The sequence below is a fragment of the uncultured Adlercreutzia sp. genome (genome assembly GCF_958431955.1).
Classification (GTDB): Bacteria; Actinomycetota; Coriobacteriia; order Coriobacteriales; family Eggerthellaceae; genus Adlercreutzia.
On record NZ_CAUASN010000003.1, the window covers coordinates 112,989 to 123,641 of the forward strand.

Sequence of the window (10,653 nt, forward strand, 5' to 3'; positions counted from 1 at the left end):
CGGGGCCGTTGTGTCGCTTGCGGAAAAGTGCGCGCTTGCTCTTGCCTATAAGTAAACCTATGGTAACATCTGCCACTGTAAGTTTGCTTAAGCTAACTCAATCGCTCGCGATTAGGAAAGGAACACGCCCATGGCCCCCATCACGCGCCGCACCTTCGCGGCCTTCCTCGCCACTGCCGCCCTGACCCCGGCTCTGGGGGGATGCTCCTCCTCGACCACTGGCGGGGAGGGCGCATCGACTGCCGACGATGCCTCCCCTGATGCCTCCGCTGCCCCCGAGAGCGCCATGCGCACGGTGGATACCGACAAGGGGCAGGTGGAGATTCCCGCCGACCCCCAGACCATCGTGAGCGACTACTACCTGGGCGAGTTCCTCGCTGTGGACGTGAAGCCGGTCATCGCGAGCCCCTATGCGCTGAACAACCCCTTCCTCGCGGGTCTGTGCGACGGCATCGAGGCGCTGAACACCACCTCGGCCGAGACCTCCCTCGAGATGATCGCCGAGAAGCAGCCCGACCTCATCGTCACCATCACCGAGGCCGATTGCGAGAAGTACGCGAAGATCGCCCCGACGGTCTACATCGCCGACGGCACGCGCTCCGACGAGGAGCTGTTCCGCTACATCGCGGGCCTTGTGAACAAGGAGGACGCCGCCGAGGCCTACATCAACGAGTTCAACGACAAGGTGGCCACGGTGAAGGACGAGATCGTGGGCATCGTGGGCGACCGCACCGTGTCCATCCTGGAGGTGTGGCCCCAGGAGATCTACATCATGGGCAGCCACTTCGCCCGCGGCGGGTCCATCCTCTACGACATGTGGGGGCTGAAGGCCCCCGAGCCCATCCAGACCGCCATGGTGGAGGGCGACGAGGCCTACCAGGTCATCTCGGTGGAGGCGCTGCCCGACTACGCCGGCGACTTCATCTGCTACGGCGTGCTCGACGGCGCCGATGCGGCCTATGTGGACGGCTCGCAGCTGTGGCAGAACCTGCCGGCGGTGAAGGAGGGGCGCCTCATGCCCTACGAGCAGGTGGCCTTCATGCACCGCGACCCCATCACGCTCACCAACCAGCTGCAGGCGTTCACGGACTTCTTCCGCGCCCACGCGGCGGCCTAGCGGGGCGGGGCCGTGCCGCGCCTGCGTACAACGCTGTTCTTCGCCGGGGGAGCGGCGGCGGTCGTGCTGGCCGCCGGGCTCTCCCTGTTCCTCGGCAGCACCGCCATCGCCCCCGACCAGGTGATTGCGGCGCTCCTTTCGCCCGACATGGCGAACCAGGAGCATGTGGCCGTCCTCGAGCTGCGCGGCCCCCGCACCGTGGGCTGCATCGTGGTGGGGGCGGCCTTCGCCGTGGCCGGCGCCCTTATGCAGGGCGTGACGCGCAACCCTCTGGCCGACTCGGGGCTTCTGGGCATCAACGCCGGGGCGGCCTTCGCGCTGGCGCTGTGCCTGGCGCTTTTGCCCGGTATGAGCTTCGCCGGCGTGGTGGTGGCGTCCTTCGCGGGCGCGGCGCTCGCCATGGGGGCGGTCTACGGGGCCGTGAGCTTTCGGCGGCGCACAGTGGACCCGGTGCTTCTGGTGCTCGCGGGCTGCGCGGTGGGCCTCTTCCTCACGGCGCTCGCTCAGGGCGTGGCCATCTTCTTCAACATCGGCTACTCGCTCACGTTCTGGACGGCGGGCGGGGTGGCCGGCATCCGCGCCGATACCCTGGCGCTGGCGGCCCCGTTCATGGTGGTCGCCCTGGTTGCCGCCTGCGCGCTCGCGCCGCGGGTGACGGTGCTCTCCCTCGGCGACGAGGCGGCATCGGGTCTGGGGGTGTCGGTGGGACGGTCGCGCACGCTCTGCCTTCTGGTGGTGCTCGTGCTGGCGGGCGCTGCAGTGGCGCTCGCAGGGCCCGTGGCCTTCGTCGGCCTCATGGTGCCTCATGTAGTGCGACGCTTCGTTGGCGCCGACTACCGCGTCGTGGTGCCCGCCTCCATGGTGGCCGGGGCCCTGTTCATGCTTTTGGCCGACGTGCTGGCGCGTACCCTCATCGCGCCGAGCGAGGTGCCCATCGGCGTCATCTTCGCCATCGTGGGCGTGCCGTTCTTCATCTGGTGCACGCGGAGGGAGGCGGACGACCTTGGCTGATCGGAAGTTCAGGGGCCGCGCCGGCCTCGTCATAGCCGCGCTCGCCGTGCTGGCCGCGGCTGCCCTCTGGCTCGACGTGAACGCGGGATGGCGGGCGATCTCCCTGGCCGAGCTCGGCCAGGTGCTCGCGGGCACGGCGCCCCAGAGCCTCGTCTACACCCTCGTGGAGCTGCGGCTGCCCCGGGTGCTCACGGCGATGCTCGTGGGCGTGGCCCTCTCGCTTGCCGGATGCCTTCTGCAGGGCGTCTCGCGCAACGACATGGCCGATCCGGGCATTCTGGGCATCAACGCCGGCGCGGGGCTGCTTGTGGCGGCCTTCATCGTGTTCGTGCCCGCGGGCCTTATCCCGAGCGTGGTGGCGCTCCCGCTGCTCGCCTTCGCCGGGTCGCTGTCGGTGGCGCTCGCCGGCTGGCGCCTCTCCCGGGTGCGGGGCAGCGCGAGCCCCCGGCGGCTCCTGCTCGTGGGCGTGGCCCTCTCCATGGGGCTGTCCAGTGCGACGAGCCTGCTCATGCTGCGCATGGGGGATGGCGACTACGCCTTCGTGCAGAGTTGGCTCGCCGGCAGCATCTGGGGCGCCACCTGGCAGAATGTGGCGTTGCTGGCTGCGGGCCTCGCCGTGCTCATCGCTTTGGCGCTCTATGCCGCGCGCACCCTGAACGTGCTCGCGCTGGGCGAGGCGGCCGCGGCGGGGCTCGGCGTGAACGTGCCCCGGGCCCAGGGGGCGCTGCTCGCCTGCGCCGTGGCCGCCTCGGGCCTCGCCTGCGCCGTGGGAGGGGGCCTCACCTTCGTGGGGCTCGTCTGCCCGCATATGGCGCGCCGGCTCGTCGGGCCGAACTTCCGCGTGCTCGTGCCCGCCACGGTGCTCGTGGGGGCCGTGCTCATGCTAGCGGCCGACATCGTCTCGCGCACGCTGCTTCTGCCCAACGAGATCCCCGTGGGCATCGTGGCGGCGGTCATCGGCGCGCCCTATTTCCTGTACCTGCTGGCGAGATCCTAGGAGGAGAGCGGTGGAAGAGAAGCTCTGCGAAACCTGCGACAGCTCCTGCGCGCACTTCGCCGACGCAGCCCTGCGCGGCGAGGGGGTGTCGGTGGGCTACGGCGATCGCGTCGTCATCGAGCCCATGGACGTGGGGGTGCCCGTCGGGAAGGTGACCTCTATCATCGGCCCCAACGGCTGCGGGAAGTCGACGCTGCTGAAGGCCCTCTCGCGCACCATGCCCCTGCGCGCGGGCGCGGTGTACCTGAACGGCCGTGCTATCGCCGAGATGCCGACGGCCGAGGTGGCCCGCCAGATGGCGCTGCTGCCCCAGGCGCCCTCGGCTCCGGGCGGCCTGACCGTGGGCGAGCTCGTGGCGCTGGGGCGCTACCCGCACCAGCGGGGTCTCGGGCGCCTGACGGCCGACGACCGCGCCATCGTCTCCTGGGCGCTGGCCATGACCCATCTGGACGAGTTCGCCGCGCGGCCCATCGACGCCCTCTCGGGCGGCCAGCGCCAGCGGGCCTGGATAGCCATGGCGCTGGCCCAGGACACCGGCCTCATCCTGCTCGACGAGCCCACCACGTATCTCGACATGGCGCACCAGCTGGAGGTCCTCGAGCTTCTGCGCGATCTGAACGAGCGGGAGGGGAAGACCATCGCCCTTGTGATCCACGAGCTGAACCTGGCGGCCCGCTTCTCCGACTGGATGATCGCCCTGCGCGCGGGGAGGATATGCGGCGCCGGCACGCCGGCCGACGTGATGACCCCGGCGCTCTTGCGCGAGGTCTTCGGCCTGGACGCCCTCATCGAGCGCGACCCTTGGACCGGCCGCCCGAGCCTGGCGAGCTACCGCCTGGCCGACAACCGCCCCTGAGAATCTCTCTCTGCCATTCGCCAACTACTTGCTCTGCATTACGTAATGCAGTATACTGGCGACATCGAAGAGGAGGTTTCCATGAGCGCGACGGCCACACTGAATATTCGCCTTCCGGAAGAGTTGAAAGAGCACGGCATGCAGGTGCTTGCCCGACAGAACATGAGCATTTCGGAAGCGGTGCGCCAGCTGTTCTGCGAGTTGGAGCGAAGCCAGCAGCTGCCCGATTTCCTAACGCAGGGGGGTGTGAGCAGCACTGCGGAGAGCCGGCGGAAGCTTCTTCGCACCATGGTGGGATCGCGACGCCCTGCGCCTCAGGCTCTGGTTCCGCCCATCGAGCCGGAAGGACACGACTGGCGCGAGGACTGGCGTCGCCACCTGCTTGAGAGTTACGAGGGTGATCGCTCGTGAACGTTCTCTTCGATACCAATGTCATTATCGATCTGTTCACCGACTCGGACGACTTCGAGGGAGCCTTCACAGCCGTCGATGTGGCCCTGCTGCGCGATTTCAAGCTCTGGATCCCCGCCTGCAGCACTCCGTCCATCCGTTATCTGCTCACTGCGAGAAAGCTCATGACGTCCGCTCAAGCCCGCGCGGCTTTTGGCCAGCTGCTGGGGCTTTTCTCCATCGTGGACACCACCCAGGGCGACTGCCTCAACGCTTACGAGCACGAGCACCGCGATTACGAGGACGATCTCATCATGGCCTCGGCGCAGCGCGCGGCCATGGATTTCATCGTCACCCGCAACGGCAGGGACTTCGAGAAATCGCCCGTTCCCGTGCTCGCTCCGCGGGAATTCGTCGAGCTTTTCAAGCCTTCTGATGTCGAATATGGGTGGGTCGATCTGCCGCCGATAGACTGATTTTCCGTCCCGTTGCCCGATTCCGTCGGGCGGAACCTGCGCCTGTGGGGGCCCCGCCAGGTGGCGCCCGTAGTGCGAAACGAGCGCTTCGGGAGCATCCGGCTCACCCACGTGAACCTGGACGACGGCACGGCCGAGGGCTTTGCCTTCCTGGACATTCCCGCCTTCAGCGTGCAGTACCATCCCGAGGCCGCCCCCGGGCCCACCGACGCCCACTACCTGCTCACGGCCTTCACGCGCCTCATGGAGGGCGTGCCCGACTACCTGGACATCGATATCGCCGCCCTCATCGTGAACACGCCCGACTCCCAGCGTACCGGCGACGACTCCTACGCGCTGTGCCGCGCCGCGGTGAGCCACGGCGTCTTCTGCGCCACCACCCTGGCCGGCGCCCAGGCCATGGCCGCCGGCATGCAAGCCGCCCGCGAGGGCGAGCTGGATGTGGTCAGCCTCCAGGCGATGGCGGGGTAGGGGGCGCGGCCATTATGCGCTAGAATGTCATCCAACGTTTTGACGGACGCGATGCGACGGGAGAGCCTATGGCGCTTTGCAACGAGAACGCCCCCATTCTGGTGAACGAGGAAGCGGGGTGCAACATCTGGCTCATGACCGTGGCCGCGCCCGAGATCGCGGCGGCGGCGCGGCCGGGGCAGTTCGTGCACGTGCGCGTGCCCGGCATGGAGGGGCACATCCTGCGCCGGCCCTTGGGCATCTACGCGGCCGATGCGGAGGCGGGCACCGTGGATATGATGTACCAGGTGCTCGGCTTCGGTACCGACCGGATGACCGCGCTTGTCCCCGGCGATGCGGTGGAGCTCATCGGCGCCATCGGCCGCGGCTGGCAGCCTCCCGCAGGCTGCAAGCGGGCGCTCGTCGTGGCCGGCGGCGTGGGAAGCGCGCCTTTGTACCCGCTCGTGGAGGAGCTCAAGGCGTCCGGCGCGGAGGTGACGGCGGTGCTTGGCGCCTCCACCATCGATGCCCTCGTGGCCCGCGAGCGCTACGGCGCCGCCCTCGGCTGTGAGCCGGCCTGCTCCACCGACGACGGCAGTTTCGGGCGCGCGGGCTTCTGCACGCCGCTCGTGGAAGAGGCGCTTGCCGCGGCGGCAGAGGCGGGCGCGCCCTACGATTACGTGGCCTGCTGCGGGCCCGAGCCCCTCATGCGCATCGTGGCCGGCATGGCCGCCGATGCGGGCGTGTTCTGCGAGGTATCGCTCGAACGCCGCATGGCGTGCGGTGTGGGCGCGTGCTTGTCCTGCGTGGTGGACACGACAGACGGCAAGCGCCGCGCCTGCGTGGACGGGCCGGTGTTCCCTGCGAGCGAGGTGGTGTGGTAATGCAGCGCAAACCGAGGCAGACCAACGTGTCGATGGCCGTGAACCTGGGCGGCCTTGCCATGAAGAACCCCGTGACGGTGGCCTCCGGCACCTTCGGGGCGGGCATCGAGTACAACGACTTCGTGGACGTGGCGGCCTTGGGCGCCGTCACCACCAAGGGCGTGTCGCTCAACGGCTGGGAGGGCAACGCGAGCCCCCGCATCGCCGAGACCGCTTCGGGCATGCTGAACTCCATCGGGCTTCAGAACCCTGGGGTCGCGCACCTGAAGGAGGTGGAGCTGCCCTGGCTCGCCGAGCGGGGCGCCACCACCATCGTGAACGTGTCGGGCCACTCCTTCGACGAGTACGTGGCCGTCATCGAGGCTCTGGAGGAGGCGCCGGTCCATGCCTACGAGGTGAACATCTCGTGCCCGAACGTGGATGCCGGCGGCATGACCATGGGCTGCCACGTGCCCAGCGTGGAGAAGGTGGTGGGAATGTGCCGGGCCGCTACGAAGCGCCCGCTCATCGTGAAGCTCACCCCGAACGTCACCGACGTGGCCGAGATCGCCCGCGCGGCCGAGGCGGCCGGAGCGGACGCCATCTCGCTCATCAACACGCTTTTGGGCATGGCCGTGGACGCGCGCACCCGCACGCCGAAGCTGGCCCGCGTGGTGGGCGGCTTCTCGGGCCCGGCGGTGAAGCCCGTGGCCCTGCGCATGGTGTGGCAGGTGGCCCAGGCCGTGGATGTGCCCGTGCTCGGCATGGGCGGTATCTCCACCGGCGAGGACGCCGTGGAGTTCATGCTGGCCGGTGCCACCGCGGTGGCCGTGGGCACGGCGAACTTCGTGAACCCCGAAGCCACCATGGACGTCATCGACGGCATCGCCGCCTACTGCGAGGAGCAGGGCGTGGCCGATGTGAACGAGCTGATTGGAGCCTTGAAATGCTAACCTCCTTCGACCACATTCCCGCCGCCGACCGCGTCATCGTGGCGCTCGACTGCGATGCCTGGGAGGCCATCGCGCTGGCCGACAAGCTGGAGGGCCACGCGAAGTGGCTGAAGATCGGCATGACGCTGTACTACGCCGAGGGACCGGCTATCGTGAAGATGTTCAAGCGCCGCGGCTTCAACGTGTTCCTCGACCTGAAGTTCCACGACATCCCGCACCAGGTGGAGGGCGCGGCGCGCTCGGCGGCCGCGAGCGGCGCCGACATGATCACCATGCACACGGTGGGCGGCGTGGCCATGATGGAGGCGGCCCAGCGCGGGGCGGTGGCCGGCGCTGCCGAGTGGGGCGGCGACGTGCCCGCCACCTTGGGCATCACCGTGCTCACCTCCATGGACGCGGCCACCCTGGCGGCTACGGGGGTCGTGCGTCCGCTGCCCGAGCAGGTGGCGGCGCTCGCGGCCCAGACGGGCGAGGCGGGCATCTCGGGCGTGGTGGCCTCGCCCCAGGAGGCGGCCGCTCTGCGCGAGCTTCTGGGCCCCGACGCCTACATCGTCACCCCCGGCGTGCGCCCGGCCGGGGCCGCCCTGGGCGACCAGAGCCGCGTGGCCACGCCCGCCGAGGCCTTCGCCCGCGGCGCCTCGCACATCGTGGTGGGCCGCCCCATCACCGAGGCCGACGACCCGGTGGCGGCCTTCGACGCCATCGCCGCCGAGCTCGCCTAGCGAATTTTCGGCGCCGCGCGCGGCGGGGGGTCGCCACCTGTCGCGCGCGGCTTGCCGGATGGCGTCCGCAACCTCGCGCTTCGTCGCCTAGGCCGTTGCATATTCGAGCCAACTCCAGCTTTTTCTAGAGTCATCTTCAAGAAAAAGCCCCGATGAGGCCCGAAAAGTTGAAGGAATTATCGCGTTTAGCGTTTCTGCACAAATTACGTGTTGTTTTGTCAACAATACCCGTGGTACTATTTCGCCAGCCCTAACCGGAAGGAGAACAATATCATGGCTATCCCCGAACTCAGCCCCGAGGCTCGCGCCGAGGCTCTTGAGAAGGCAAAGGCTGCCCGCATCAAGCGCGCCCAGGTCCGTGAAGAGCTGAAGACCGGCAAGCTCACCGTCGCCCAGGTGCTCGACATGCGCGAGGATCCCATCGTGGGCCGCATGAAGATCTCGACGCTCATCGAGACGCTGCCCGGCTACGGCAAGGCCAAGGCCGAGCGCATCATGAAGGAGCTCCAGATCGCCGAGAGCCGCCGCATCCGCGGCATCGGCGAGCGTCAGCGCGAGGCCCTGCTCGCCCGCTTGACGAAGTAAGTACCCGACGAGCAAGGGAATACATGCGAACCGGAAACCTATTCGTCGTGAGCGGCCCCTCGGGGGCCGGCAAGGGAACGCTCGTCGCACGTCTGCTCGAGGAGGTGCCCGACGCGTGGGTTTCCGTTTCCGCCACCACGCGGCGCCCTCGTCCCGGTGAGGAGGAGGGCGTCAGCTATTATTTCCTCGACAAGCAGGAGTTCCTCGACCTGGCCCGCGAGGGCGGCTTCTTGGAATGGGCCGAGTACGCGGGCAACTGCTACGGCACCCCGCTCGCCTCGGTGCAGCGAGAAATGGCCGCAGGTCGCCAGGTCGTTCTGGAAATCGAGGTGCAGGGCGCCCTCCAGGTGAAGGAGAAGATGCCCGAGGCGCACCTCGTGTTCATCGAGCCGCCGTCGCTGGAGGAGCTCGAGCGGCGCCTGCGCGGCCGCGGCACCGAGACCGATGATGTGGTGAGAAAGCGCATGGAGACGGCTTTGGTGGAGCTTTCCCACAAAATGGAGTATGATATACGGCTTGTGAACGACGATTTGGACGACGCCGTCGCCCAGCTGGTCGCTTACGTGAACGAAACTGCCGAGCAGAAGTAAGAGGACATTCATTCTATGAGCATCATCGAACCGAAGATCGACGTCCTGCTGGACCGCACCGATAACGACCGTTTCCTGCTGTGCGCCCTGGCCTCCAAGCGCGCCCACGACATCAACGACATGATGCGCGGCCAGCGCGATCGCGCCATCCAGCTGCAGACGGCCGTGGAGATCGCCCGCGCCGCCGACACCAAGCCGCTGTCCATGGCCTTCAACGAGATCGCCCGCGGCGAGGTCTCCTACGACCCCGAGTCTATCGACGTTAAAAACCATTAATGGAAGAGTTCCAGAGAATCATTCTCGTGCACTACCACGAGATCGGGCTCAAGGGACGCAACCGATCGGTGTTCGAGAAGCGCCTCCAGAAGAACCTGGAGGCGCTTCTCGCTGCGTTCCCCGTCGTGACCATCCATCGCATCTCGGGGCGCCTGCTGGTGTTTCTGCGCGAGGGAACCTCGCTCGAGGTGGCGAACGAGTGCACCGACGCCATCCGAGGCGTGCCCGGCGTGGCGCGCGTCTCCTGCGGCTTCAAGTGCGATCAGGAGATGGACGTCATGGGCCGGGCGGCCTGCATCGCGCTCGCCGAGGCGGAGCCTTTCGAGAGCTTCAAGGTGTCGGCACGGCGCAACCACACCACGTTCCCCATCGACTCCATGCAGCTGAACCGCGACATCGGCGCGGCGCTGTGCGAGGCGTTCCCCGCCAAGCGGGTGCAGATGAAGGGCCAGGACGTCACCGTGGGCGTGGAGGTGGTGGAGGGCTTCACCTACGTGTACGCCCGCAGCGAGCGCGGCATCGGGGGGCTTCCCGTGGGTAGCTCGGGCACGGTGGCCTGCCTGCTGTCGTCGGGCATCGACTCGCCGGTGGCGCTGTGGCGCATGGCCCGGCGCGGGGCGGTGTGCGTGGGCGTGCACTTCTCGGGGCGCCCGCAGACCTCGGACGCCTCGGAGTTCCTCGTGGACGATATCGCCCGGGTGCTCGAGCGCACGGGCTGCATCGCGCGGGTGTACGTGGTGCCCTTCGGCGACTACCAGCGCGAGATCTCCATCGCCTGCCCGCCGGGGCTGCGCGTCATCCTGTACCGGCGCCTCATGTTCCGCGTGGCCGAGGAGCTCGCCCGCCGCGAGCGGGCCGGCGCGCTCGTGACCGGGGAGAGCTTGGGGCAGGTGGCCTCGCAGACCTTGGACAACATCCGCGCCACCGACGCCTCGGTGGAGATGCCGGTGCTGCGCCCGCTCATCGGCTCGGACAAGCTCGAGATTATCGACGCGGCCCAAGAGCTCGGCACCTTCGAGATCTCGTCCCAGGACGCGCCGGACTGCTGCACGCTGTTCATGCCGCGCAACCCCGAGACCCATGCGAAGCTGGCCGACGTGGAGGTCGCCGAAGAGGCTTTCCCGTGGCAGGAATGGGTGCGCGAGCTGGCCGATGCCGCCGAGGCCCACGACTACGCGTGCCCGGCCTACCGGCCGCCCCGGCGGGGGTAGCGCTCCGGGCCGTCGCGGGCGGCCGTCCGGCGAGTGAGAGCGACGTCTCAGCGGAGGCGCGGGCAACGGCCCGCGCCTCTTTTTTCGCGTCCGAGTCCCGCCTGGATCCGAGAAGCGGGGGAAAGTCCCGGGACGCGAGGGGGACGCGGGGGCGAC

At 68.5% G+C, this 10,653-nt stretch carries 13 protein-coding genes and 1 pseudogene; all 14 read left to right on the forward strand.

Translation table 11 applies throughout. The annotated features are described in order from the left end of the window. The first annotated feature begins 130 nt into the window (after window positions 1–130). Entirely contained in the window at window positions 131–1,117 is a 987-nt protein-coding gene (locus Q5064_RS02050; RefSeq protein ID WP_302961851.1) for an ABC transporter substrate-binding protein, read from the forward strand. Between the two features lie 12 nt (window positions 1,118–1,129). Continuing rightward, a complete protein-coding gene (locus tag Q5064_RS02055) occupies window positions 1,130–2,128 on the forward strand; it encodes an iron ABC transporter permease (RefSeq protein WP_302961853.1) in 999 nt (332 codons plus the stop codon). Continuing rightward, on the forward strand, window positions 2,121–3,125 hold the full coding sequence (locus tag Q5064_RS02060; protein WP_302961855.1) for an iron ABC transporter permease: 1,005 nt from the start codon (window positions 2,121–2,123) through the stop codon (window positions 3,123–3,125). The genes Q5064_RS02055 and Q5064_RS02060 overlap by 8 nt, the downstream gene beginning before the upstream one ends. 10 nt (window positions 3,126–3,135) lie before the next feature. Continuing rightward, window positions 3,136–3,981: an ABC transporter ATP-binding protein gene (locus tag Q5064_RS02065; RefSeq protein WP_302961858.1), complete on the forward strand. Its 846-nt coding sequence runs from the start codon at window positions 3,136–3,138 to the stop codon at window positions 3,979–3,981. Window positions 3,982–4,062: 81 nt separating this feature from the next. Continuing rightward, window positions 4,063–4,392, forward strand: coding sequence for a hypothetical protein (locus tag Q5064_RS02070; protein WP_302961859.1), 330 nt, complete (start codon window positions 4,063–4,065; stop codon window positions 4,390–4,392). After that, window positions 4,389–4,847: a PIN domain-containing protein gene (locus Q5064_RS02075; RefSeq protein WP_302961860.1), complete on the forward strand. Its 459-nt coding sequence runs from the start codon at window positions 4,389–4,391 to the stop codon at window positions 4,845–4,847. The genes Q5064_RS02070 and Q5064_RS02075 overlap by 4 nt, the downstream gene beginning before the upstream one ends. Before the next feature lie 60 nt (window positions 4,848–4,907). Beyond that, window positions 4,908–5,318: pseudogene (locus Q5064_RS02080) on the forward strand (hypothetical protein); the annotation flags it as partial. A 68-nt stretch (window positions 5,319–5,386) separates the two neighbouring features. Next, entirely contained in the window at window positions 5,387–6,181 is a 795-nt protein-coding gene (locus tag Q5064_RS02085; RefSeq protein ID WP_302961862.1) for a dihydroorotate dehydrogenase electron transfer subunit, read from the forward strand. Continuing rightward, complete coding sequence (locus Q5064_RS02090; protein ID WP_302961864.1) at window positions 6,181–7,113, forward strand: dihydroorotate dehydrogenase; 933 nt, start codon at window positions 6,181–6,183, stop codon at window positions 7,111–7,113. The genes Q5064_RS02085 and Q5064_RS02090 overlap by 1 nt, the downstream gene beginning before the upstream one ends. After that, complete coding sequence (pyrF, locus tag Q5064_RS02095) at window positions 7,107–7,835, forward strand: orotidine-5'-phosphate decarboxylase (protein WP_302961866.1); 729 nt, start codon at window positions 7,107–7,109, stop codon at window positions 7,833–7,835. Before Q5064_RS02090 ends, pyrF begins: the two co-directional genes overlap by 7 nt. A 273-nt stretch (window positions 7,836–8,108) precedes the next feature. Then, window positions 8,109–8,420 (forward strand): integration host factor, actinobacterial type, encoded by a 312-nt coding sequence (gene mihF, locus Q5064_RS02100; protein WP_302961867.1) that lies wholly within the window; start codon window positions 8,109–8,111, stop codon window positions 8,418–8,420. 23 nt (window positions 8,421–8,443) lie between these two features. Then, on the forward strand, window positions 8,444–9,010 hold the full coding sequence (gmk, locus tag Q5064_RS02105) for a guanylate kinase (RefSeq protein WP_302961869.1): 567 nt from the start codon (window positions 8,444–8,446) through the stop codon (window positions 9,008–9,010). Window positions 9,011–9,025: 15 nt separating this feature from the next. After that, window positions 9,026–9,286 (forward strand): DNA-directed RNA polymerase subunit omega, encoded by a 261-nt coding sequence (locus tag Q5064_RS02110; RefSeq protein ID WP_022739952.1) that lies wholly within the window; start codon window positions 9,026–9,028, stop codon window positions 9,284–9,286. Continuing rightward, the gene (thiI, locus tag Q5064_RS02115; RefSeq protein ID WP_302961877.1) at window positions 9,286–10,497 is read left to right on the forward strand and encodes a tRNA uracil 4-sulfurtransferase ThiI; all 1,212 of its coding nucleotides are present in this window, start codon (window positions 9,286–9,288) and stop codon (window positions 10,495–10,497) included. Before Q5064_RS02110 ends, thiI begins: the two co-directional genes overlap by 1 nt. Window positions 10,498–10,653 lie beyond the last annotated feature (156 nt).